The organism is Nostoc sp. (assembly GCF_036917655.1).
GTDB lineage: Bacteria > Cyanobacteriota > Cyanobacteriia > Cyanobacteriales > Nostocaceae > Nostoc.
Map to the genome: position 1 here is coordinate 132,870 of NZ_JBALCY010000076.1, position 23,381 is coordinate 156,250.

General features: G+C 43.5%; 28 protein-coding genes and 1 pseudogene. 16 read left to right on the forward strand and 13 right to left on the reverse strand.

Annotation, left to right across the window (positions count from 1 at the left end; translation table 11 throughout):
* Window positions 1–478: 478 nt before the first annotated feature.
* The 3 genes from V7K30_RS29580 (at window position 479) to V7K30_RS29590 (ending at window position 4,342) form a co-directional block, all read left to right on the forward strand.
* The gene (locus V7K30_RS29580) at window positions 479–2,833 is read left to right on the forward strand and encodes a ribonuclease R family protein (protein ID WP_335005481.1); all 2,355 of its coding nucleotides are present in this window, start codon (window positions 479–481) and stop codon (window positions 2,831–2,833) included.
* Between the two features lie 17 nt (window positions 2,834–2,850).
* Window positions 2,851–3,471, forward strand: a complete 621-nt coding sequence (locus tag V7K30_RS29585; RefSeq protein WP_289797221.1) for a flavin prenyltransferase UbiX — start codon at window positions 2,851–2,853, stop codon at window positions 3,469–3,471.
* Between the two features lie 166 nt (window positions 3,472–3,637).
* The gene (locus tag V7K30_RS29590; RefSeq protein WP_335005483.1) at window positions 3,638–4,342 is read left to right on the forward strand and encodes a LapA family protein; all 705 of its coding nucleotides are present in this window, start codon (window positions 3,638–3,640) and stop codon (window positions 4,340–4,342) included.
* Between the two features lie 19 nt (window positions 4,343–4,361).
* Here V7K30_RS29590 and V7K30_RS29595 read toward each other — a convergent pair whose 3' ends face one another.
* Window positions 4,362–4,556: a hypothetical protein gene (locus tag V7K30_RS29595; protein ID WP_334969594.1), complete on the reverse strand. Its 195-nt coding sequence runs from the start codon at window positions 4,554–4,556 to the stop codon at window positions 4,362–4,364.
* A 460-nt stretch (window positions 4,557–5,016) separates the two neighbouring features.
* Between V7K30_RS29595 and V7K30_RS29600 the strand changes: the two are divergent.
* Window positions 5,017–5,355: pseudogene (locus V7K30_RS29600) on the forward strand (NB-ARC domain-containing protein); the annotation flags it as partial.
* 135 nt (window positions 5,356–5,490) lie between these two features.
* On the opposite strand, the gene V7K30_RS29605 reads toward V7K30_RS29600, so the two are convergent.
* The gene (locus tag V7K30_RS29605; RefSeq protein WP_335005485.1) at window positions 5,491–6,015 is read right to left on the reverse strand and encodes a pentapeptide repeat-containing protein; all 525 of its coding nucleotides are present in this window, start codon (window positions 6,013–6,015) and stop codon (window positions 5,491–5,493) included.
* 177 nt (window positions 6,016–6,192) lie between these two features.
* On the opposite strand from V7K30_RS29605, the gene V7K30_RS29610 reads away from it, so the two are divergent.
* Window positions 6,193–6,738 (forward strand): shikimate kinase, encoded by a 546-nt coding sequence (locus V7K30_RS29610; RefSeq protein ID WP_335005487.1) that lies wholly within the window; start codon window positions 6,193–6,195, stop codon window positions 6,736–6,738.
* 11 nt (window positions 6,739–6,749) lie between these two features.
* Here V7K30_RS29610 and V7K30_RS29615 read toward each other — a convergent pair whose 3' ends face one another.
* The 5 genes from V7K30_RS29615 to V7K30_RS29635 all read right to left on the reverse strand — a co-directional run bounded on the left by V7K30_RS29615 (window position 6,750) and on the right by V7K30_RS29635 (window position 8,809).
* On the reverse strand, window positions 6,750–7,352 hold the full coding sequence (locus V7K30_RS29615) for a Uma2 family endonuclease (protein WP_335005489.1): 603 nt from the start codon (window positions 7,350–7,352) through the stop codon (window positions 6,750–6,752).
* A complete protein-coding gene (locus V7K30_RS29620) occupies window positions 7,327–7,563 on the reverse strand; it encodes a hypothetical protein (protein ID WP_335005491.1) in 237 nt (78 codons plus the stop codon). Before V7K30_RS29620 ends, V7K30_RS29615 begins: the two co-directional genes overlap by 26 nt.
* The gene (locus V7K30_RS29625; RefSeq protein WP_335005493.1) at window positions 7,535–8,014 is read right to left on the reverse strand and encodes a pentapeptide repeat-containing protein; all 480 of its coding nucleotides are present in this window, start codon (window positions 8,012–8,014) and stop codon (window positions 7,535–7,537) included. Before V7K30_RS29625 ends, V7K30_RS29620 begins: the two co-directional genes overlap by 29 nt.
* 188 nt (window positions 8,015–8,202) lie before the next feature.
* Window positions 8,203–8,592, reverse strand: a complete 390-nt coding sequence (locus V7K30_RS29630; RefSeq protein ID WP_335005495.1) for a type II toxin-antitoxin system VapC family toxin — start codon at window positions 8,590–8,592, stop codon at window positions 8,203–8,205.
* Window positions 8,582–8,809 carry a hypothetical protein gene (locus V7K30_RS29635; RefSeq protein ID WP_335005497.1) on the reverse strand — a complete coding sequence of 76 codons (228 nt, stop codon included), beginning with the start codon at window positions 8,807–8,809 and terminating at the stop codon, window positions 8,582–8,584. Before V7K30_RS29635 ends, V7K30_RS29630 begins: the two co-directional genes overlap by 11 nt.
* A gap of 324 nt (window positions 8,810–9,133) precedes the next feature.
* Between V7K30_RS29635 and argB the strand changes: the two genes are divergently transcribed.
* Complete coding sequence (argB, locus tag V7K30_RS29640) at window positions 9,134–10,030, forward strand: acetylglutamate kinase (RefSeq protein ID WP_335005498.1); 897 nt, start codon at window positions 9,134–9,136, stop codon at window positions 10,028–10,030.
* Window positions 10,031–10,111: 81 nt separating this feature from the next.
* Here argB and V7K30_RS29645 read toward each other — a convergent pair whose 3' ends face one another.
* Entirely contained in the window at window positions 10,112–10,609 is a 498-nt protein-coding gene (locus V7K30_RS29645) for a hypothetical protein (protein WP_335005500.1), read from the reverse strand.
* Between the two features lie 168 nt (window positions 10,610–10,777).
* On the opposite strand from V7K30_RS29645, the gene V7K30_RS29650 reads away from it, so the two are divergent.
* From V7K30_RS29650 to V7K30_RS29660, 3 genes are all read left to right on the forward strand, one after another.
* Complete coding sequence (locus V7K30_RS29650; RefSeq protein ID WP_335005502.1) at window positions 10,778–11,320, forward strand: tetratricopeptide repeat protein; 543 nt, start codon at window positions 10,778–10,780, stop codon at window positions 11,318–11,320.
* A 211-nt stretch (window positions 11,321–11,531) separates the two neighbouring features.
* On the forward strand, window positions 11,532–12,419 hold the full coding sequence (locus V7K30_RS29655) for a DUF3153 domain-containing protein (RefSeq protein ID WP_442941119.1): 888 nt from the start codon (window positions 11,532–11,534) through the stop codon (window positions 12,417–12,419).
* 93 nt (window positions 12,420–12,512) lie between these two features.
* A complete protein-coding gene (locus V7K30_RS29660; RefSeq protein WP_335005504.1) occupies window positions 12,513–12,920 on the forward strand; it encodes a hypothetical protein in 408 nt (135 codons plus the stop codon).
* Here the strand turns inward: V7K30_RS29660 and V7K30_RS29665 are convergent.
* On the reverse strand, window positions 12,917–13,270 hold the full coding sequence (locus V7K30_RS29665; protein ID WP_335005506.1) for a winged helix-turn-helix transcriptional regulator: 354 nt from the start codon (window positions 13,268–13,270) through the stop codon (window positions 12,917–12,919). The genes V7K30_RS29660 and V7K30_RS29665 overlap by 4 nt on opposite strands.
* Before the next feature lie 149 nt (window positions 13,271–13,419).
* Between V7K30_RS29665 and V7K30_RS29670 the strand changes: the two genes are divergently transcribed.
* Window positions 13,420–14,043 (forward strand): FMN-dependent NADH-azoreductase, encoded by a 624-nt coding sequence (locus V7K30_RS29670; RefSeq protein WP_335005508.1) that lies wholly within the window; start codon window positions 13,420–13,422, stop codon window positions 14,041–14,043.
* A gap of 129 nt (window positions 14,044–14,172) precedes the next feature.
* Here the strand turns inward: V7K30_RS29670 and pdxH are convergent, their stop codons facing one another.
* Window positions 14,173–14,817 carry a pyridoxamine 5'-phosphate oxidase gene (gene pdxH, locus V7K30_RS29675; protein WP_335005510.1) on the reverse strand — a complete coding sequence of 215 codons (645 nt, stop codon included), beginning with the start codon at window positions 14,815–14,817 and terminating at the stop codon, window positions 14,173–14,175.
* A gap of 137 nt (window positions 14,818–14,954) precedes the next feature.
* Here pdxH and V7K30_RS29680 point away from each other — a divergent pair, with 137 nt between their 5' ends.
* From V7K30_RS29680 to V7K30_RS29690, 3 genes are all read left to right on the forward strand, one after another.
* Window positions 14,955–16,040: an AI-2E family transporter gene (locus V7K30_RS29680; protein WP_335005512.1), complete on the forward strand. Its 1,086-nt coding sequence runs from the start codon at window positions 14,955–14,957 to the stop codon at window positions 16,038–16,040.
* Between the two features lie 304 nt (window positions 16,041–16,344).
* Complete coding sequence (locus V7K30_RS29685; protein WP_335005514.1) at window positions 16,345–17,175, forward strand: ScpA family protein; 831 nt, start codon at window positions 16,345–16,347, stop codon at window positions 17,173–17,175.
* Window positions 17,176–17,407: 232 nt separating this feature from the next.
* On the forward strand, window positions 17,408–18,577 hold the full coding sequence (locus V7K30_RS29690; protein ID WP_335005516.1) for an NDP-sugar synthase: 1,170 nt from the start codon (window positions 17,408–17,410) through the stop codon (window positions 18,575–18,577).
* 192 nt (window positions 18,578–18,769) lie between these two features.
* Here V7K30_RS29690 and speA read toward each other — a convergent pair whose 3' ends face one another.
* A complete protein-coding gene (gene speA / locus V7K30_RS29695) occupies window positions 18,770–20,785 on the reverse strand; it encodes a biosynthetic arginine decarboxylase (protein ID WP_335005518.1) in 2,016 nt (671 codons plus the stop codon).
* Window positions 20,786–20,988: 203 nt separating this feature from the next.
* Between speA and ndk the strand changes: the two genes are divergently transcribed.
* A complete protein-coding gene (ndk, locus tag V7K30_RS29700) occupies window positions 20,989–21,438 on the forward strand; it encodes a nucleoside-diphosphate kinase (RefSeq protein ID WP_335005520.1) in 450 nt (149 codons plus the stop codon).
* A 371-nt stretch (window positions 21,439–21,809) separates the two neighbouring features.
* Here the strand turns inward: ndk and V7K30_RS29705 are convergent, their stop codons facing one another.
* Together V7K30_RS29705 and V7K30_RS29710 are read right to left on the reverse strand one after the other, a co-directional pair.
* Entirely contained in the window at window positions 21,810–22,532 is a 723-nt protein-coding gene (locus V7K30_RS29705; protein WP_335005522.1) for a TerC family protein, read from the reverse strand.
* A 90-nt stretch (window positions 22,533–22,622) separates the two neighbouring features.
* Window positions 22,623–22,787 carry a hypothetical protein gene (locus V7K30_RS29710; protein ID WP_335005524.1) on the reverse strand — a complete coding sequence of 55 codons (165 nt, stop codon included), beginning with the start codon at window positions 22,785–22,787 and terminating at the stop codon, window positions 22,623–22,625.
* Between the two features lie 17 nt (window positions 22,788–22,804).
* Here V7K30_RS29710 and V7K30_RS29715 point away from each other — a divergent pair, with 17 nt between their 5' ends.
* Complete coding sequence (locus tag V7K30_RS29715; protein ID WP_334869436.1) at window positions 22,805–23,074, forward strand: type II toxin-antitoxin system ParD family antitoxin; 270 nt, start codon at window positions 22,805–22,807, stop codon at window positions 23,072–23,074.
* On the forward strand, window positions 23,074–23,379 hold the full coding sequence (locus V7K30_RS29720; protein WP_334869434.1) for a type II toxin-antitoxin system RelE/ParE family toxin: 306 nt from the start codon (window positions 23,074–23,076) through the stop codon (window positions 23,377–23,379). The genes V7K30_RS29715 and V7K30_RS29720 overlap by 1 nt, the downstream gene beginning before the upstream one ends.
* The last annotated feature ends 2 nt before the right edge of the window (window positions 23,380–23,381 follow it).

Sequence of the window (23,381 nt, forward strand, 5' to 3'; positions counted from 1 at the left end):
TTGGGTTCATCGGCAGTTCCTCCTAGTTAAAAATCAGAGTCTAATGGCGTAAAATTACCTTCACTCTAGACAATCAAACACCTGTAGTTTCCCCTGCATAGCGCTTTTGGGCAGCATGGATTCTCTAAACCAGCTTCTCAAAAACCCGTCGCGTAACTACCTAGCGGGGCTAAATTTTAATCAGGCGTGCAATCTGAAGTTTGGTTAGGTGAAGAGACTTGAACGCAGGCGAACTCTGAGAGCATCGTGGAGTGAGAAGTTCGTAGACGCCCAGAGTTGTCCGTGGGTCGGCTTCCTTTGCTCGGAACTGCGGGAGTAGTTTCCCGCTCTTGCTGGGTCGGGCTTCCTTTCCTTAGAACTTAGGAAGTCTTGATTCAGGGCAATTCGTTTCCAGCTTGTTTCTGTAAGCCGTGAGGGTATACAGGAATGAACCAGATTAAACAAAAAATGATGTTTTGACCAAAGGTCGGTTCACTGCATGGAATTTTCAATCGCTACACTCCTTGCCAATTTCACCGATGATAAATTGGTAGCTCGGAAAGTTTTAGAAAAGAAACTTGGCTGTGAAGATGAAAAAAGTTTACAAAAACTTCACATTGCCTTAGATGTTCTCGAAAAAATCGGTATTTTAGTGAAAGAACGGGGTAAATATCGCCGTGTTTCAGAAGAGGGAATAATCGAGGCAAAACTCCGTTGTTCAAGTAAAGGCTTTTGCTTTGCTATTCAAGATGTGGAAGGAGCTGAGGATATTTACATCCGCGAAAGTCATTTGAGTAATGCTTGGAATGGCGATCGCGTTTTGGTCAGAGTTCTCAAAGAAGGCAGTCGCCGTCGCTCTCCCGAAGGAGAGGTGAAGCTGATTCTAGAACGTTCCAACCACACGTTACTGGCACGAATTAAGCAGGTGGAAAGCGGTTTCCGGGCTGTGCCTTTAGATGATCGATTGCTGTTTGAACTCAAAATCCAACCTAACGGGGCGAAATTGGAACAAGCGATCGATCACTTGGTTCATGTGGAAGTCTTACGTTACCCGTTGGCACAATATCCTCCCCTTGGTCGAGTAGTGCAAATCCTCGGCAGCGATGCCGAAGCTGCTGCTGATATAGATTTAGTTACATGCAAGCACGACCTTTCCCGGACTTTTCCAGATCATGTGCTAGAAGCAGCCGTCAAGTTGCCCAAAAAGCTACTCAAAGCAGACCTGAAAAATCGCTTAGATTTACGTAATTTGTTTACTCTCACCATTGAAGGGGTAAATGGCGATACCAAAGTTATAGAAAACGCTTTTAGTTTAGAAAAAAACTTAGCCGGAAACTGGCTTTTGGGCGTTCATATCACTGATGTTTCTCACTATGTCCAACCTGACGAACCCCTAGATAGAGAAGCACTTAAACGGGGCAAATCAGTGTATCTGGGAGAATTAGTGCTGCCAATGTTGCCAGCAATTGTGGCAGAACGCTGTTCTTTAGTACCTGGGAGCGATCGCTTAACTATCTCTTTTTTAATTACAATCGATCCCCAATCTGGACAAGTGCTGGAGTGGGAAATTCAACCCAGTGTAATCAACGTAGAGGCTGCACTAAGTACCGAACTTGCCCAAGCAATTCTCACAGGTGAAGCTCAAGATCAATCTCCACAGGTTTCCCAGATCCTCCAAGACCTCCAAGCCTTGCAAACAGCTGTGAAACAGGTACGGTTAACTCGTGGTAGCCTCCAGTTGAATCTGCCACCAAGTCAAAACGCCTACTATGATGAGGGAATTCTAGGGGCTGTGGTGGTGAATGATTTACCAGTGCGATCGCTACTCACGGAATTGGTGCTGCTAGTTAATCAACTGGTAGCAACTCACTTAAATGCCCTTGGTGTTCCCGCCATTTGGCGAGTCCAAGGCACACCCGATGTTGAAGATGTGCAGGAAATGCTGAAATTGGCAATCAATTTAGGCGTTGACCTCACACTAGATCCCGAAGTGGATATCCAACCCTTAGATTATCAGCATTTGACCACAGCTTTTGCCGAATCACCCTCTGAGCAAGTTCTTACCTATTTATTACAAGATACACTTAAGCCGTCTGCGTACAGCACCACCAAAGGATCTCACTTTGGTCTGGCACTACCGCAATATATCCACTTTAGTGCCCCCTTGCGACGTTACCCAGATTTGCTCATGCAGAGAGTGTATTACACGCTACTCGAAAACGGACGCGATCGCCGCAATACCCGTGTCAGAGAGCGCGTTAACCTGCGCCACTCCTCCAGCCATGAGGAAATTAACTGGAACGTTTTACCCCCAGAATTGCAACAAGAACTCCAAAGCGATTTGACTAGGATAATTGTCCAAATCAACGACCGAGAAAAAGAAGTCCAAGAAGCTGAAGCCGATTTAGCCGGACTGCAAAAAGCCCAACTGATGAAGCAGCGCATCGGTCAGGTATTTCAAGGTGTGATTACTGGTGTTCAATCCTACGGTTTCTTTGTGGAAATTGAAGTACCAGCAGCTGAGGTGGAGTCCAGCAGTAATCCTGGTGTGCCTTTAAGAGTGGAAGGATTGGTACACGTCAGTTCTCTCAAAGATGATTGGTACGAATATCGCGCCAGACAGCAAGCACTGTTTGGTCGCAAAAATCGCGCTTCTTATAGACTAGGCGATCGCGTCGCCGTGCAAGTTAAAAGTGTCGATTACTACCGTCAGCAAATTGATTTGGTAACAGTCGGCAGCGATGGTGTAGCCAAAGGTTTAACTGGCAGTGCTTCCAATGAGGAGCTTTCAGACCTCTACTTACCAAATGACATTGATTCTGATGACCTAGACCCTTACTCTGAGGATGAGTAAAATACACTCAAACTTACGTGTCAAATAACACTAAGCCTTTAATCTTAGGCGTATCGGGCGCATCTGGTCTGATTTACGCTGTTCGCGCGATCAAATTTTTGCTAGAAGCGGAGTATAGTATTGAATTGGTTGCCTCTAAATCAACTTACATGGTTTGGCAGTCAGAACAGGAAATTCGGATGCCACCAGAACCAACCGGGCAAGAACAATTCTGGCGAGAGCAGGCTGGAGTTGCACTTTCCGGGAAACTCCGCTGTCATCCTTGGAGTGATGTTGGAGCCGGGATTGCCAGTGGTTCCTTTGCCACTCTGGGGATGATGATCATTCCATGCAGCATGAGCACAGTGGCAAAGCTAGCGGTTGGCTTAAGTTCCGATTTACTAGAACGCGCAGCGGATGTCCAACTCAAAGAAGGGCGAAAGCTGGTCATCGTCCCACGTGAAACACCTTTTAGCCTCATCCACCTCCGTAACTTAACCTCATTAGCAGAAGTTGGAGTTAGAATTGTCCCCGCTATTCCCGCCTGGTATCACAATCCCCAAACTATCGAGGATTTAGTTGATTTTGTAGTTGCCCGTGCTTTAGATCAACTAGATATTGACTGCATCCCAATTCAGAGGTGGCAAGGTCGTCGCTAATGCCCTTAGCGGATTTATCGTAAATTTCACAATAGTCCTAAAAGGGTAATGATAGAGATGGCTGATAGTGTCAGTAGTCAGTGAACAGTAATTAGTGAAGAGTAATCAGACTGACCACTGACAACTGACAACTGACAACTGACAACTGACAACTGACAAAATTGCTATGGCTGTAATTCGCTTAATTCTATTGGTGGCGGTACTGGGAGGACTAACGCTGTTGTTAGCCCAAAATTGGTCACCTGCCCTATCGCTAGTATTTTTGGGCGTGCGAACTCAACCATTACCACTAGCGATATGGATTTTGTTCAGTACTGCCACTGGTGCTTTCACATCTATATTGATTGCTACCTTGTTTAACTTATCCAATTATTTTGTGGCAGGACAACGCCAAACTCCTAACCGCCGAAGCGCAACTTCGCCTCGTGCGAAGGCAACCCAAAGAGAAGAACCTACATCTCGTCCTGCCAGTTCTCCACCGCCAGCTAGTAAAAAAGAACAGCCTAGCAGTGATGTATTTGATGATTGGGAGACAAATGGCAGTAGAGATGATGATTGGAACTTTGATGAAAAGTCAGACGAAGCGCCTACCCCTAATCCTCAAGCTCAACAGTCTAGAGACTCAACAACTTACGAACGTCAATCAGAAGCCAAAAGTAGTTCTAAATCTGGTTCAGTTTACTCCTACAGCTACCGTGAGCCAAAAAATACGGCTGCGGGAAAAACTGAATCAATTTACGATGCTGATTACCGGGTAATCATCCCCCCTTATCAGCAGCCGCCGACTACCAATCAAGCGGATGATGATGATTGGGAATTTTTTGATGATGAGGATGATTTTGAGGATGATGATAAACGCTCCCGTCGGTGAGATATAGAAGGTTAGGTCTCTACTTGATGCCACACCGCTCTCTAGACTCCTGCTTGACCTTACCAGTCATGGCAGCTTCCTGCAAAGTCATGAAAGCATTAAAATCTTCCAGGTCATACCGGGTAGCCAACAGTTGTCGTAGTTGATTTTCAGCTTCCACTGTCAAATAGCCAGTTGCTAAAGCTTTTTGTACAACGTCACGAATTCGAGTCATAGTTGACACCTCATTCATACTATATTTATTCATTCAGGCTTATTGGGGTGAAATATGCAGTAGTCTTTGTGCCGAAACTTCAACTTTGCAAGGTTTTTTTGGGCAATCGCGGTAAATAAGTCATCATTTACACCTTTATCAGAAAGATTTAATTGAGCGAGGCTTGTTATAACTGAACTTTTAGAATAAATATGTTGTGCTGTTGGTAACACAGTATTGTGTATACTTAAAATTACCCACCAGAGTAAAAATCCTGATTATTTAAATAGACAGAAATTGTGTGGATAAAGTTTCAAACAAGCTATGTTAATTTTTTCGTTAACCATAGCGATCGCTATGCAGCAATTACCAAGTTACTTCAGGAAAATTGCTACATTCCTTAGAAATTTATCGCTGATTATTTATGGTAATTTCACGGAATAATCCTTCATCTATTGCATAAGTTACTTTAAATACATTAATAACGGCAGTTAATTCAACTCAAATAGAAGATGAATTTGTAGAAATTAAAACCAATTGGGAGTTAGGAAATTTATACGTAAATTTGATGTCCGTAAAGGCAAAAGCCTTGAAAAACATTGAAAATAGATTTATCAGAGGTTTACTTTGTAGTTGTATTCCTGCGGAAATTACTAATGTCGGTTATCAAAGTCGTAGTAGCAGTACTGTTAGAGTTTATCTTTCTAATTGATTATATAAATACATAGAAGAAATGCTGAGTAACCAAACTAGATACTCAGTCAAGGTGAAAAACTGGAGTCGCGTGACTCACTTATTATCAAAAGCTAGGTATAAAAAAGTTTGATTACAAGGCCAGCCAGAAATCACCGGACAAAAAACTAACAGAGGACAAGAGATTGTTTGCGCGTTTGATGTGTTTTGGTTGGATAGCAGTCATATAATGTTGGTTGAGGAACGAAACCCAACCTCCGAGCTAAAACTCTCCGAAAAAAGGGCCGCTTTTGATAGTGCCATCAGGCATAGTAGTATCGTAAACAAAATTTCCATAACTCCAAATAATGTTTGGAGCGATGTAAGCATTTCGGAAGTTAGTTTTAATCAGAATAGCGAACTCGAAACTACTGATGTTTGCTCCACAAAAGAAAGCGCTAGTAGCATTCATCTGAGCCAAGTTCGTTCCTCGCAAATCAGCTTCATGCAAACTACACCAATGCAAGTTGGCAGAATACAAATTAGCATCCCTGACAATAGCGCGTTTCAACCAAGCGCTTTCCAAAGAAACACCAAACAAATCGGCTCCAGTCAAATCAGCTTCACTCAAATCGGCTTGTCTCAAATAGGCTCCGCGCAAGTTGATATCTCGCAAAATAGCTTTTTGGAGGTCGATCATGTTATCTTGAGGTTCCTCAGCAGATTGGATCAACTCAATCCCTCGAAAATCTCGCTCTCCATCAGCATACCGAGCCAACAACTCCTCAGCAGTAATTTCCCAAGGCATGATTTAATACCAATTCTTTAAAATCCGGCAACAGATAGAACATCAAGTATATGCCTGCACCCAACAATTGATGCAATCAAAGTGGGAGCATCCCAAACTTAAACTAAGACATTTAAAGTAGAGTAAAAAGTTAGGATTTAAAAGTTAAGAAAATTCATAATTGGAGCGAAGCGACTGGTGGGCAGTTTATTACAAGGAGTCAATCTGTACTTAATTGGGATCATGGGCGTTGGTAAGACGACAGTAGGGCGCTTACTGGCAAAGGAATTGGCTTATGGGTTTGTGGATACCGATAATGTCATTGCCCAAGCAACAGGTAAATCTATCAATCAGTTATTTGCAGAAGTTGGTGAAGCCCGGTTTCGCCAGTTAGAAAGCGACGTGCTTTCACAAGTTTGTGCTTTTACAAAGTTGACTATAGCAACCGGTGGAGGCATTGTAATGCGGCGAGAAAATTGGGGTTACTTGCACCACGGTTTGATAGTGTGGCTAGATGCGCCAGTGGAGATAATTTACAGCCGTTTAGCTGAGGATACCACAAGACCACTCTTGCAAGATGTTGATTCTAAAGGTAAATTGCGATCGCTCCTCGAACAACGAACACCACTTTATTCTCAAGCCGATTTGCACATCATTGAGCGAGAGGGAGATACACCTGAAGACGTTGCCAAGCGAGTACTTGAGGCAATTCCTAGCGTTCTCAAAACACAAGTTTCTCATTAGGAAGACTCAAGTTACCAAATTTTGGCCATCCGTAGGATAAACCCTGGTAATTCTGGATTACCACTAACTGCTTCGGGATTTTCCAAAACTTCAAGTTGCCGATTCGGACGGTAAATGCAGACTTTTCGATTCTGCCGATCAATTAACCAGCCTAGTGATGCACCGTTATCGATATACTCCTGCATTTTGTCTTGTAATTTTATCAGCCGGTCGCTAGAGGAGCGTAACTCAATCACAAAGCTGGGACAAATTGGTGCAAATGAGGCTTTTTGTGCATCTGTTAAGGCGTTCCAACGCTCCAGTTCAATCCAAGAAGCATCAGGGGAACGCATTGCTCCATTAGGTAGCGTAAAACCTGTACTGGAGTCAAAGCCTATGCCAGTGCCATCTTCTTCAGTCCAATTCCCAAGCTGTGCAGCAATGTTAAAGTTACGGTTGCCCGTATCTGAAAAAGCTGGTGGCATGATGATGACTTCCCCATTGGCAGTACGCTCAATTCGTAAATCTCCATTGGCTTGGCAGAATTCATAGAACTGCTCAGTTGTCATCTGCACAAGTGAGGGGAAATTTACCGTTAAGGGTGTGCTTTCAGTTTGAATTAGCAGCGTGGTCATTTTCATTCCCTAGCTTCAGCCGAATGATTTCAATTTTAGAGGCTTGAAGGTGCGATCGCCTAATATCTGTTATGTTTGCAACGCGAGGTTTGAGTCGATAATAAAGGTATTGAATCGGCGAACTGGTTGCCGACAGTTTTCCTAAAATAGCACTGTGACTCCACACAGAAACGGAGAATTGTTTACCCTTCAACCCAATCTGGGCCAACAAAAATCCTACCACTGGGCATAATAGTATTGTGGTAGAAAGCCCCATGAGCGTGACCAAAGGAACCAATAGTTCCTCGAAGATTGGCATTTTCCAAGTTAGCACCAACTACGGAAGCTTCAGCAACATTAGCACCCTCTAGATTGGCACCACTCAAGTTAGCTCCATCTAAGAAGGCGTAACTCAGATTAGCGCCCTCCAGATTAGCACCACTTAGGTTAACCCCCAACAATTTAGCACCAGTCAAGTTAGCTCCAGCCAAGTTGATTCCGCTCAAATTAGGATCATCTAAGGAAATATCAACAAACTCTTTTTCTCCAGCAGCAATGCGTTTGAGCAATTCTTCAGTACTTGTATTGGGTGTGAAGAATCTATTGAGAAATTCAATATCTCCAGTATCAAAACGTCGGTTTAGTTCTCTTCTTTCTTCCGCTCTTCTTGTGTCTTCATCCATCGCTCAGAAATTGTATTCATTCAATACCAGTACAAATATACTCAACTTTGGTATCAGAGATTGTGACGAGTTACAAAGTCTTCTACACTGACTGGAATAGGTTTTAACTCTCTCTGTTAGGCTGCTCATGACGGTCAACGATTCTGAATACATCAGGCAAGCTGAAGCTACTTGTGTACAAGACGTATTCACCAAGCTACTGTTTGTAGGTTTTCAACCTCTTGAAAATGAGTATCTCGCGTAACAAGAATTAAATTATACTGAATTGCAACAGATGCAATCCAAATATCATTTTCGGGTAATGGACGACCTTTGAGGCGCAATTTATTCTTAACTTCACCATATTTACGGGCAGTTTCTACATCACATCCAATGACCGTATTTATGGCAATAAATTCCTCAATACGTTCTAAATTTCCTTGCGATCGCCCTGATTTTCTTGCACCGTAAAATAATTCACCAATAGCAACACTGGGAATAAAAATTTCTTCTGCATTTCCCATCTGATTATTTACTGCTCTATCATTTGCAAATAAAGCAATAATAATATTAGTGTCAAGCAGGTATCTACCACTCATCTATATCTACCTGTTCGCAATCTTGTTCAATTGCTTCGCGCATCAACTGAATATCATTTGGCGATATTGTTCCGGTAAAATGTAATAATCGTCTACCTGGAACACCATGAATTTGCGAACCTACTAAAGTTCTGGCAAACTCCAATACTCGATATTGCAAGTCTTCAGGCATAACTTTTAATTCTTCAATTAGCCGATCGAGAATCGATGTATCCATATTTCTCCTAATAATTTTCGATTCGGGTTGCTAGTCCTTATTTTAGGATAGTAGAATCGCAATTCATGGACTTTAAAAGTACTGAAGGAAGAAGAAGACGATCTAAAAACCATTTTACAATTCAGAACTACAGGATAAATTCCAGGAAAATCAGGGAACCTTACAAAAAAATAATTGTCTTCTTCAGACCATGAATCAGCTTTGAAATCGCCAAAATATTAACTAAACTTACTTCTTTCCTCTCGCCTCTGGCCTTATTGTTACAGGTTACAAAATCTTCTACACTGACTGAAATAGGTTTTAACTCTCTCTGTTAGGCTCCTCATGACGGACAACGATTCTGAATACATCAGGCAAACTGAAGCCACTCGTGTACGTGTACTAAGCGAAGCACTACCTTATATTCAACAATTCGCCGGTCGCACTGTTGTTGTCAAATATGGTGGCGCAGCGATGAAAGATAGCACACTTAAAGACAAAGTTATCCGCGATATTGTATTCTTATCCTGTGTGGGCTTGCGTCCAATTGTAGTCCACGGCGGTGGCCCAGAAATTAATAGTTGGTTAGATAAGCTGGGCATCGAACCACAATTTAAGAATGGTCTGCGAGTCACTGATGCCGCCACAATGGATGTGGTGGAAATGGTTTTAGTTGGTCGAGTTAACAAAGAAATTGTCGCCCTAATTAACCAAGCTGGTGGATTGGCTGTAGGACTTTGCGGTAAAGACGGTAATCTATTTACAGCCCGTCCCCAAGGTCAAGAAGGCATCGGTTTTGTGGGGGAAGTCAGCAATGTGAATATCAAGATTTTGGACACCCTCGCTAGCAATGGCTATATTCCGGTAGTGTCCAGCGTCGCCGCAGACGAAACAGGGCAAGCTTATAACATTAACGCCGATACTGTAGCTGGAGAAATCGCTGCTGCACTAGGAGCAGAAAAGTTAATTTTACTGACCGACACCAGTGGAATTTTAAAAGATTACAAAGACCCATCTACTTTGATTCCGAAAGTAGATATCCGCGAAGCCCGCGAGTTGATTGCTGATGGTATAGTTAGCGGTGGGATGATTCCCAAAGTAAGTTGTTGTGTGCGATCGCTTGCTCAAGGAGTCCGTGCAGCACATATCATCGATGGTCGCATTCCCCACGCCCTGTTACTAGAAATCTTTACTGATGTTGGGATTGGGACGATGATTCTCGGTTCGCAGTTTACTTCATAGGAGTGAGGAGTACAGACGCGATTAATCGCGTCTCCTGTACAGGAGTTAGGAGTTTTCCTTCTCTGCTCCACACTCCCTACTCTAGCGGGGATAGGTAATAATTACCCGCGATCGCCCACCGCTAAATGGTGTACGACGCCATGAATTATTGATAATCACCGGATTAACTACGGTTGAGTCTCGAATTGTCGGATTAATCAAAGTTGGATTAATCAGGGTGGAATTTCTCACGTTCTCCCTTACCTGGGGATAATAAGAATCGGGCTGCCTTACCTGGGGATAGTAAGAATCGGGCTGCCTTACCTGGGGATAGTAAGAATCGGGGTAATAATTGCGTTGTGGCATTAGTCCCGTTGCTGGGTCTACAGGCATAGGTGTGGGAATCGGACTACCATAAATAAAGGAACCGACAGCAGGCGATGTCTGACGACAAGCTGCTCCGCAGCTACGCCTGACTCCATAACCACCATCAATCACGATCACAGGCTGGGCCCAAGCTGGAGCAATGCTTACACCCATAACTGCTAAAGTCATACCTGCTAGGAGCCAATTTAGTTGCGAATGCTTGATTTTCAACATATTTTGCTCACCTGCATTTGATACCGGAATTTTTAATCAGAAAATAGTCGCAGCTACCTATTAAAATTTTAGAAGTTTATCAACTCTCAGATTGCCAGCCTTTGAAAAGATTCCAAAAAGATTGCTGGCATTGGCAAAATTAAAACAGTGCTGATTTGTATATAAGACGTGAGTGCAGAAAGTTTAGAAATTGCTAAAACCCGCTACCAGACTGGCAAAGTTGCCTTTGAAAATGGGCAATACCGCGAAGCCGTAGAAAATTTAGAAAAGGCCAGCGCCCTGTTAGCTCGTAATTCTCGCCTTGGGGGCGAAGTAGAAATTCATCTAGTGACAGCTTATGAAGCAGCTGGACGCACGGATGATGCGATCGCTCTTTGCGAAAGACTCAAACGCCATCCCCATTTTGAAACCAGCAAACAAGCGCGACAGATGCTTTACATCTTAAAAGCACCAAAGCTGAAAAGACCCAGCGAATGGATGACCCAAATCCCCGATTTGGGTACACTACCTGATAATGAACTCAAAATTTCTGTAGCTGCTAAACCTACTAAATCTTCTGTGCAGCAGAAGCCTAAACCTACAGAGCCAGAATTAGTTGACCTCAGTCAGGTCAATACCAGAGATAATCGCTTTATCTGGGTGGCGCTAATTGCCATTGGTTTAACCATCTCGTACTTGGTTTGGTTGAGTTTTTCAGGAACCCCTGGCTGATAACAATTTTGGATTTTGGATTTTAGATTTTAGATTAAAGAATCTTTTGGTTCATGTCGGACTAACGTCCCGCTACGGGCTTTCACCCTTGTGGCTGACACAAATCCTCTCATCCAAAATTTAAAATCTTCGAGCTTCATCCGTTTATTGGTGGGGTTAATCCAAAATCCAAAATTTAAAATCCAAAATATGTTGACTTTTGGGGAGATTTATGGTTTCAAATTCTTTAACTTTAGGAAAGATTTTCTTGTGGTTAATCAGAGCATTTAGTTTTGTGTTGAGGCTGAATGGTCGAAATCGAATCAACCGCGTCTTTCCCATGCGAAATCCTATTCTGTGGCTAATGCTGTTAACATCCCTGCTACTGACTGGCTGTGTTAAGTACGATGTGGGGCTTAACTTTGACAACTCAAATAGTGGCGAACTAGTACAGCATATTAAATTGGGAGAGCGGCTAACTAGTTTTAGTGGCGATTATGTTTACGAATGGTTGAACAGCATAGAGCGCCGCGCCCGTCAACTAGAAGGAAAAACACAGCGAGTTTCCCAAGAAGAAATCATCGTCACAATTCCTTTTAGTAGTGGTAGGGAATTGCAAGAGAAGTTCAACGAATTTTTTAACTCCCGTATTAATCAACCCTCTGAGTCTATGCAGAGCGAATCTGACTCAGAACTGCCGAAAATTGAATCAAATGTCCTCTTGGAGCAGAATTATTTTTTACTTTTAGTCCGAAATCGGTTGATTTATGATTTGGATTTGCGATCGCTGTCTCTAATTGCCAGCAAAGGTAATGTCCTGGCTAATGCTGGTGCAATTCTCGATTTGGAATTTAGCTTGAAGACTCCTTGGGGAGCCAAAAACATTCAACTAACTGAAACTGCGATTGCGCCTGAAAAAAATGGCAATCAACTACTGTGGAAACTCCAGCCTGGTGAGCTAAACCATATAGAAGCTATATTCTGGCTTCCCAGTCCCCTTGGTATTGGTGCGTTGTTAATTATCCTGTTTGTCTGGGGAGGATTGTACTTGAGATACAATTTCATGCCAGATCCCAGAATTCAGTTTCCTGCCAAAGTAGCAGCGATTCAGGAACAGTAGACTATTCATCTATTCAATATTGTCAGCGAAGCCGATGCAGAATGTATCGGCTTTTTTACATTTCCCCCAGCTTTTTGCAAAAATACGCCTTCTATGCAGGAACAACACATCAAGAAGATCAATGAGATTCTACTTGGCTACTTCTGTGGTGGTACATTACTCGACATTAACCCGACCAAGGATAACATTCCTCTGGTTGCTGCTAACGTCCAAAAATCGACGCATTCTTTTTCGGAAGGTCAATTGCTGTACATCTATAATGGATTCTGGGGTATGAACAAACACGCTCAAGTTGTTGGTCGCCATCGCCGCAAGCATCGACTGATCCTCGGTGTCTGCCCGATTGCGTCATTGATCAATTTCCGACCAAAACTAGTCTATGAACCAGCTGTCATCCGCAAACTGCACGGGAGATATATTCATGCCGGTATCTTTATGAGATTCTTCGATCTACCTGGTGAGTTTATTTATATTAAAGATTACATTCAAGCAATCAGTTAAACATTAGTGTTGCTATGTTCTCGTTGTTCGCTGCCATACCAGCGTTCAGCTAGTGCATTGAGTTTATGAAGCACATCAATTAATTCTTGACCACGTTCTGTAAGCCCGTAAGTTACTTGGGGTGGCACAGTTGGTTCATATTGACGATAAATAATCTTTGCTGCCTCAAGCATCCTCAGTCTTTCGGTCAGAACTTTGGTGGAGATGCCCTCGACTAAGTGCTTCAATGCACCAAAGCGAGTAGGCCCACTATTACACAACACCCACAGTATATACATTGTCCAGGGCCCTGATAGTAAGGACATCAGAATATTGACAGGGCAAGCATCAGGATTTTTAGAGACAGACATCGATGAGTTAGCCAAAATTGTCCAACAGTTACTTTATGGTAACTACTTTACTTTAGTAACTAGTTACTTTTAGTATCTGATGTGATGCTTTAAAATTTAGACTCAAAAAAAGTCAAGGCAGTAAATCCTAGCTAATCAGGAGATATCTGGTGGTAAACATTCTACATATTGATTCCAGCCCCCGTGGTGAACGATCGCAGTCAAGAGAACTATCCAAAGAATTCGTCAGTGGTTGGAGGGCAGCGCATTCTGAAGATGCGATCGCCTATCGAGATTTAGGGCATCACCCAGTTCCTCACGTTAATGAACCTTGGATTGCGGCGGCATTTTCACCACCAGAAACCCATACCCCAGAATTAACTGAGGCAATTAGGATTTCTGACGAACTGGTTGATGAGTTTTTGGCAGCCGATCGCTACGTCTTTGGAGTACCAATGTATAACTTTAATATACCTTCCACTTTCAAGGCTTACATCGACCAAATCGTTCGCCCTAACCGGACTTTTGCTATAGATGCTCAAGGCGGTTATAGAGGTTTAGTTGAGGGTAAAAAGGCAGTTGTTATTACAGCTCGCGGTGGTGACTTTAGCGCGACATCTCCTGCTGCTGCTTATGACTTCCAAGAACCATACCTGCGGGCGATTTTTGGCTTTATTGGGCTTACAGACATTCAATTTATCAACGCTAATAGTATGAATGAAGGTGATGCTGCCCGTACCCAATCTTTATCAGAAGCACAGGCAGCAATTCAAGGTGCGATCGCCCAGTGGTAAACTAATCGGCATTTAACATTGGGCAATTCAATTTTGGATTTGGGATTTTAAATTTTGGATTAAATTTCAATCTAAAATCTAAAATCTAAAATCTAAAATTCTTGCTCCCCCTGCTCCTGTGCCTCTTCTTCAGGGTGATAATCGCTCAATTTTCCAAGTGCCATTATCTAAACGGCTATAGAGCAAGCGATCGTGCAGACGGCTAGAGCGTCCTTGCCAAAACTCAATTTGTGTGGGGATCACTCGTAAGCCTCCCCAATGAGGCGGTCGAGGAATCTCCTCATTTTCATATTTGCTGTGGAATTCCTGCAAGCGTCGCTCCAGAACTTCTCGGCTTTCTATCACCTCGCTTTGATTAGATACCCACGCACCCAGGCGACTATTGGCAGGGCGAGTGTGAAAATACTGATCGGACTCAGTTTCGGAAACTTTTTCCACATACCCACTAATTCGGACTTGACGCTCCAGTTCTGCCCACCAGAAGACTAAAGCCGCCAGAGGATTTTCTGCCAGTTCTTGTCCTTTGCGGCTGTTGTAGTTGGTGAAGAAAGCAAAGCCCCGTTCATCGAAATCTTTCAGCAGCACCATTCTGGCTGAAGGCTTAGCGTCTGGTGTAACGGTAGCAATGGTCATAGCATTGGGTTCGGGGAGTTCCCCTGCTAGAGCCTGATCGAACCATTTTTTAAATTGGATAAAAGGATTGAGGTCTACTTCGAGTTCGCTCAAACCTTCCAAGGTGTAGTCTTTACGAAGGTCAGCTACGGTTTTGTCCATTTTGATTTACTTCCTTGCTATCAGATACGCTTATGCTTTTCTATATATATCTTTGTTAAAAAAATCTATGATGATAATCACTGCCATCAAGAATTTTACAAATTCTCTCAAGGTATATCTAAAATAGGTTGCATAAAATGCGCCGTTCGGCCTCCCTTCAACGCCTCTTAATTTATGGTCTGAGCGGTCCTATTATCGCTCTTAATGTCTGGTTGCTGTCTGTGCTTTTTCGCTATTTCCAGCATCCCATTACCGTCTTGAGCATTGCGGCGATTCTGGCTTTTCTCCTAAATTACCTAGTTAAGTTCTTTGAACGGGCTCGGATCACCCACACTCAGGCGGTGATCATAGTTTTACTTGCAACATTAACCCTGCTTGGGATTCTGGGTGTCACCCTAGTGCCGTTGATTATTGACCAAACAATCCAACTGTTAAATAAGATCCCTGATTGGTTAGGCGCCAGTCAAGCAAACCTAGAGCAGTTTGAGATGCTGGCAAAACAACGACGTTTGCCAATTGATCTCAGGGTTGTGAGCAGTCAAATCAATGCCAACATTCAGAATGTAGTGCAACAGCTAGCTTCTGGTGCAGTGGGATTTGCTGGAACACTGCTGTCAGGATTACTTGACGTAGTGTTAGTGATTGTGCTTGCATTTTATATGCTTTTATATGGCGATCGCGTCTGGTATGGTCTAATCAATCTTTTGCCCTCTAATATTGGAGATCCCCTTACCGCATCCTTGCGCCTAAATTTCCAGAACTTCTTCCTCAGCCAGTTGTTGCTAGGACTGTTCATGGTGCTAACCCTGACGCCAATTTTCTTAGTGATGAAGGTGCCCTTTGCCCTGTTGTTTGCCATATTAATTGGTATCTCAGAACTCATTCCCTTTATCGGGGCGTCTCTAGGCATTGCTCTGGTGACGATTTTAGTACTACTGCAAAATTGGTGGTTAGCAGTTCAAGTTGCCATAGCGGCAATTCTCATGCAGCAGGTTAAAGATAACCTGTTAGCGCCCAGGTTACTCGGCAACTTTATTGGACTGAATCCTATCTGGATTTTTGTCTCTATTTTGATGGGATTTGAAATTGCTGGGTTGTTGGGGACGCTTGTTGCTGTTCCCATTGCTGGTACTATTAAAGGCACTTTCGATGCTATCAAGAGCGGCAAGCCGAGTGACTTTGTATCAACTGTCACTATTGCCCATGACCCGCCCCTAGATTGAGCGGGTAGGGGGAGCAAGAATTTTAGATTTTAGATTTTGGATTTTAGATTGAAATTTAATCCAAAATTTAAAATCCCAAATCCAAAATTGAATTGCCCAATGTCCAAAGTCAAAAGTTGCACAATCTGATCTCACAATTCACAATGGTGATTGATTACAAATTTCGGGAGATACTGCCAGCAGGCAATTCCTGAATAAAACAAGCGCAAGGGAATTCATAAAGTACACGCTTTGTCAATAGTCAATGAGTTTAGTGTTGAATTTACGGTCTTTTGATTCTCATTAATTAACTTAGAACCCGTTGATGGAAGCTTCCGAGCTATTAGAAACAATCACACTCCTGATTTCCCAAGCTGAACAGGGAGAAATTGACCCTTGGGATGTCCAAGTGATTGAGGTGATTGACCGTTACTTAGAACTGATGGCACCGGAGTCAATAGGAAGAGGCTATGAAGCAGATTTATCTCAATCTGGACAGGCATTTTTGTCAGCATCAATGCTGGTATTATTCAAAGCTAATACGTTGACGCAGTTGTCAACAGTAGTAGCTCTAGAAGATGGTGTATTAGATGATGCTCTATTAGAAGATGAAGACGGTGTATCACATCAGGGTCATCGTTTACCATTAGAACGGCAATTGCGTCGTCGTCCATCGGCAATGCCGCCACCAAAGCGCCGGGTGACTTTGCAAGAGTTAATCAAGCAATTGCAGATTATGGCGAACCAACTGAAACTGGTAGAAAAAGTCAGCAAACCTATCCGTCCTAGACGTTTGCCTAGCGTCCAAAGTATGCGGGAGGCGCTGGAGTTAGCTCACCAGGAAAATCTGACAGAAGTCGCCAGGGAACTAGAGCAGGTGTTGAATTTGTCAGCAAGAGAACTAAGTTTAGAACAAAATTGGTTGAATTTAGAACAACTTGTAGAGTTGTGGACTCAAACAAAGCTTCCCAACCAAAATGGCTCTGGACATGAGTCTAAACGCAGTCAACTAGTTAGCGTTTTCTGGGCCCTACTACTACTCTCGGCTCAATCGAAAGTAGAGCTATTTCAAGAGGAATTTTACCATGAGATAAAAATTCGCTTACTTAGAGATTCAGCTAACACCTGCAAACCGTTTGAGTACCCGATGAACTAAGAAAACCAAAAGTAGCCCTACAGATAATTTATAGATTTGTGCTTCAGCCCCAAAATCCGAGTAAATTGAAAAGATAAACGATCGCTTGTCATCTAAGTATACCTATGGTTGCAATAACCACTAAATTCCTGTTATCCCTGTTTTGAGAGATAACTTAGAGCAGAAATAAAACTGATGATTAGCTTATCACTTGATAAAAGTAAACTGGCTTGTGGTTGAGGAATAAATTTTTATGAAAGCGATGATTCTCGCGGCTGGTAAAGGTACTCGCGTGCGTCCAATTACCTATACAATTCCCAAACCAATGATTCCCATCCTGCAAAAGCCAGTGATGGAGTTCTTGCTGGAACTGTTACGCAAACATGGATTTGACCAAATCATGGTCAACGTTAGTCATTTGGCTGAAGAAATAGAAAACTATTTCCGTGATGGTCAACGGTTTGGGGTACAGATTGCCTATTCCTTTGAAGGTAAAATTGATGACGAGGGGAAACTGGAGGGGGAAGCAATAGGTTCAGCTGGCGGGATGCGCCGCATCCAAGACTTCTCACCGTTTTTTGATGATACCTTTGTGGTTTTGTGCGGTGATGCTTTGATTGACTTGGATTTAACTGCGGCGGTTAAATGGCATAAAGCTAAAGGGGCGATCGCTACTATTATTACAAAATCTGTCCCCAAAGAAGAAGTTTCTAGCTACGGTGTAGTTGTGACTGACGAAGATGGTCGTGTCAAAGCTTTCCAAGAAAAACCTTCAACTGAAGAAGCTCTCAGCACCAACATCAACACAGGTATTTACATCTTTGAGCCAGAGGTGTTTAACTATATTCCCTCTGCTGTCGAATATGACATTGGTAGCCAATTGTTTCCCAAATTGGTGGAAATCAAAGCCCCCTTCTACGCCATTCCTATGGACTTTGAATGGGTAGATATTGGTAAAGTACCAGACTATTGGCGGGCGATTCGCGGTGTGCTGCTGGGTGAAATCAAAAATGTGCAAATCCCTGGTCATGAAGTTGCCCCTGGCATCTACACTGGCTTAAATGTTGCCGTAAATTGGGACAAAGTGGATATCACAGGCCCAGTTTACATTGGTGGGATGACCAGAATCGAAGACGGAGCTAAAATTGTCGGCCCAGCGATGATTGGCCCCAATTGTTGGATATGTAGTGGTGCAACAGTAGATAACAGTGTGATTTTTGAATGGTCGCGCCTGGGCCCCGGAGTCCGGTTAGTCGATAAGCTGGTATTTGGACGTTATTGCGTGGATAAAACTGGCGCTGCGATCGATGTTCAAGCGGCTGCTTTAGATTGGCTGATTACCGATGCCCGTCAGACAGTGCCATCACATACCCCTGTTGAGCGACAAGCAATAGAGGAATTGCTGGGGACAAATGTAAATTAGGGAGTGGGGAATGGGGCATGGGGAATGGGGAATGGGGAATGGGGAATGGGGAATGGGGAATGGGGAATGGGGAATAGGGAGTGGGGAGTTGGGAAGAGTTTTCCAATGCCCAATGCCCAATGCCCAATGCCCAATGCCCAATGCCCAATGCCCAATGCCCAATGCCCAATGCCCAATGCCCCATTCCCAATCCTAACTATTTAGATACGTATATCTTCTAAGACTCTGCTCGTAGGTTTGCAGTAGTCGCTGAGATTCCGCTAGGGTGATGCGCTTTTCTTCTAATGCTTTTTCGCAACGCTGGCGGATGTTTTCTACCATATCTTCGGAGTCATACTGGACGTAGCTCACCACTTCGCTCATGGTGTCACCTTTGACAACGTGTTCAATTTGGTAGCCTTTGGGCGTTAATTGGATGTGAACGGCGTTGGTGTCGCCAAATAGGTTGTGCAAATTGCCCATGATTTCTTGGTAAGCTCCATTCAAGAACATCCCCAAATAATAGGGTTCTCCGGGCTTGTAGGTGTGCAACTCTAAAACCGATTTGACATCGCGCAGGTCAATAAAGCGGTCGATTTTACCATCACTGTCGCAGGTTAGGTCTGCTAAAATTCCTCGCCGCGTTGGTTCTTCATCTAAGCGGTGGATGGGCATAATTGGGAATAGCTGATCGATCGCCCAGCAATCTGGTGCTGATTGAAACACTGACATATTCACGTAGTAGATGGAAGCCATAATTTTTTCTAGGTCTTCCAGTTCATCGGGTACGTATTCTTGCTGTCTAGTGATGTTGAGAATTTTCTGACAACAAGCCCAGTAGAGGCGTTCGGCTTTGGCTCGTTCTCTAAGGCGTAAAATTCCTAAGTTGAAGCGGCTGATGGCCTCTTCTTTGAATTGTGCAGCGTCGTGGTACAACTCTTGGTAATTCTCTTGGTTGATCGATTGGTAGCTTTCCCAAAGATAATTAATAATTGGGGATTCTCCTTCTTGCGGAGGTTCTGGCGCGTCGAGGGGGACATCGCTAGTACTCAGAACATCAAAAATCAGCAGCGACTGATGGGAAGCGAGCGCTCGTCCACTTTCACTAATCAGTGTTGGTACGGGAATCTGCCGTTCAGCACAGGTATCTTTTAACTCTGCCACGATGTCGTTGGCATAGTTCTGCATGTTGTAATTTTTCGATGCATAGAAGTTGGTTTGGGAGCCATCGTAATCTACACCCAAGCCACCACCAACATCAAGGTATTTCATATCTGCCCCCAGCATCGACAATTCCACATAAATGCGGCTGGCTTCTTGGATGGCATCTTTAATCACATTGATGGCAGAGATTTGGGAGCCGATGTGGAAGTGCATCAACTGCAAAGAATCGAGGAGGTTAGCTTCCCGTAACTTGTCAACAGCCTCGATTACTTCAGGCATTGTCAAACCAAATTTAGCGCGATCACCACTAGAGGCTCCCCAACGTCCCATGCCTTGGGTACTGAGTTTAGCACGAACACCTAATATCGGCTTAATACCTAACTGGCGATTGGCATCAATCACCAAATCAACCTCTTCAATCTGTTCTAAGACGATGACTGGTGTTTGCCCTAGTCTTTGGGCTAACATTGCCGTTTCGATGTATTCTCGGTCTTTGTAGCCGTTGCAAATTAACAATGCTCCTGGTGTATCCAAGACAGCTAAAGCAATCATTAATTCTGGCTTGGAACCAGCTTCTAAACCAAATTGATGGGGCTTGCCAAATCTCACTAAATCTTCAATCAAATGCCGCTCTTGATTGCACTTGACGGGAAACACGCCACGGTAGACACCAGGGTAGTTGTAGCGGGCGATCGCTTTATTAAAACAAGCGTTCAAGCGCTCAATCCGGTCTTCCAAAATATCGGAAAAGCGAATCAACATGGGAAGCCCCAAGTTGCGATCTTTCATGGCGTTGACCAATTCAAACAAGTCAAGAGATCCCCCGCGATCGCCCTTGGGTGCAACGGTGACGTGACCAGCAGCGCTAATGGAAAAATAAGGTTGTCCCCAACCTTCAATCCTGTATAACGCTTCGCTATCCTCAATTTTCCAGGAGCGAGGTAAATCTCCTGTGGTAGTACTAGGTGGTAAGAGTTTTTTTTGCTTATGATTTTTCACTTCAGATTTTTGTCCATTGGACGGTAGTACCACCTCGTCAGATGTAGCAGTTGAATCAACACCCATTTCTTCCTGACCTCTGTTTTTCACCCACAAATTAACAATTTAGCGCATTCATCTGGGAACGTATATGCACCCAAAGATAATTTCTGAGATAAACTCTGATTGGTCATTAGTCATTAGTCATTAGTCATTGGTCATTAGTGCAAAACCTCTGGACAAAGGACAAATGACTAGATAAAAACTTTATTAAGCTTTGGGAAACAGCAATGGAACGTACATTCTTAGCAATTAAGCCTGACGGAGTACAACGGGGATTGGTGGGGGAAATTATCCGTCGCTTTGAAACTAAAGGTTTTACCCTAGTTGGTTTAAAGTTCCTGAAAGTCAGTCGGGAATTGGCTGAACAACATTATGATGTTCACCGAGAACGTCCCTTTTTTGGTGGTTTAGTGGAATTTATCACTTCTAGCCCAGTGGTGGCGATGGTATGGGAAGGTGATGGCGTCATTGCATCTGCGAGAAAGATTATTGGTGCGACGAACCCCTTAACAGCAGAGCCGGGAACGATTCGCGGCGATTTTGGCCTGAATATTGGTCGCAATTTGATCCACGGTTCTGATGCTCCAGAAACCGCGCAACAGGAAATAGCCCTGTGGTTTAAGGATGAAGAATTGGTAAGTTGGCAACCACACTTAACCCCTTGGTTGCACGAGTAAAACATTAGGGAGTGGGGAGTGGGGTCCCCTCTGGGGATAAGGGGTAATGGGGAGAGCAAATGAACAATTATTATTCTTCCTCATCTCCCTCATCTTCCTCTTCTTAGGAACGTGGATTAAATAAAATGCAAAACTTCATCCTGTCTCACGATCCCTCTCCTTTATAAGGAGAGGGATTGAGGGTGAGGTAAGATGGGGACATAAATTGTATGTTATTTAATTCTTAATATCATGTCCGCCAGATTACCCATAATAAAAGAACCCCACCCCCAGCCCCTCCCCGCTCTTCGGGAGGGGAGACAAAGCATAGCTTTGGCGGGGTGGGGAACTCCTGAGTTTAATAAGTAATCAAGCGGACATGATATTATTCCTTACTTCGAGACTTCGCTCTTTTCCGGTTCTACTTGGGGTAATTCAGTGCCAATACGCTTGGAAAATCCCCAGCCTAAAATTAGGAAGATCGCAGGAATCATGATCCATTCTGGTGGAACTAAATCATCGTTCACCACTTTTAACAATAGGCGCAAGCCCACTAAGGCTACAGTTACATAGCCTGCATCCTCTAGGTTTTCAAATTCGTCTAGCCAACGGATAAACAATCCCGCCATAAATCGCAGCGTAATAATACCAACTGTTGCACCCGTCAGCACCAGCCATTTTTCTTGAGAAACTGCGATCGCAGTTGTCACGCTATCCAAAGAAAATGCCAAATCTGTAAATGCAATCACGGGTATTGCTTGCAACAACGAACTAAAACGCGGTTCGTGATTCTGCTCGTCTTCACTTTGTTGAGAGGTAAAGTGTTGAAATACCAACCACAGCAGGTAAGCAGCGCCCAATAATTCAAATTGCCAGAATTGTTGCACCCAGGTGGCGGTAAGAATCAGGGTGATTCGCAGTATATATGCAACGACTAAACCAAAGTTGAGGGCTTTACGCTCAAGTTCTTTGTCTTCCAGCCCTTGAGCGATCGCAGCCAGGGCGATCGCATTGTCGGCAGATAACACCGCCTCTAAAAATATCAGGATCAGCAGAACTATTGGGGCTTCAAGGCTGACATGAAAGTTGAGGTAATCAAAAATTTGGTCTAGCATTCCAGGTTTCTCAAGCAGAAAAAATTAAAATTTGGCAGTCACAGAGATTTTCATGTTAAAAAGCGCAATAAATTGCTACTCTAATCCAGCTTAACGTGGTTGTGGTGCATTTTGAAGGGGGTTGAATGGATGCGATCGCCGTACAACTTGGGTATATTGTGTGTTATTCAATACGCCAAAGGTTTTAGTATCTAGCTCAATGCGATCGCAATGGACTGCTGTCAGTTCGCATCTAGAATTAGAATATGAGAACAAAAATATGGTAATAATTCATGAATATTTCCTTAACAACCCAGCTTGAGCAGTTTATTCAAAGTCAGGTTGCAAGTGGGAAGTACACCTCATCAGAAGAAGTGATTCTTGCAGGTATTAGGCTGTTGGAAGAACGGGAACGTATTTATAAAGGTCGGTTTGAGGAACTGCAAAGGGAAATTATGATTGGGGTTGAGCAACTTGATAGCGGAGAACGACTCGACGGTAGAGAAGTAATCGAGCAACTGCGTCAAAAGAACCAAGCTTTGAGAAAGGCTCAGGCGCAATAATGAGTTTATATTTTCTATCGCCCCAAGCTGCCCAAGACTTACAAGAAATTAACGATTACCTATTTGCTGGTAATCCAGATGTTGCAGATAGATTGCTCACACTCATCACTCAAAAGTTGGATACTTTAGCACAGTTTCCCAGTATGGGACGTAGACGGGATGAACTTTTACCTGCGCTGCGTAGCTTTCCAGTTGATGATTATTTGATATTTTATCGGTCAATTGCAGAGGGGATTGAAGTTGTGCGGGTAGTGAGTGGCTATCGTGATTTAGAGACGCTGTTTTTAGATGATGATTCAAGGTAATA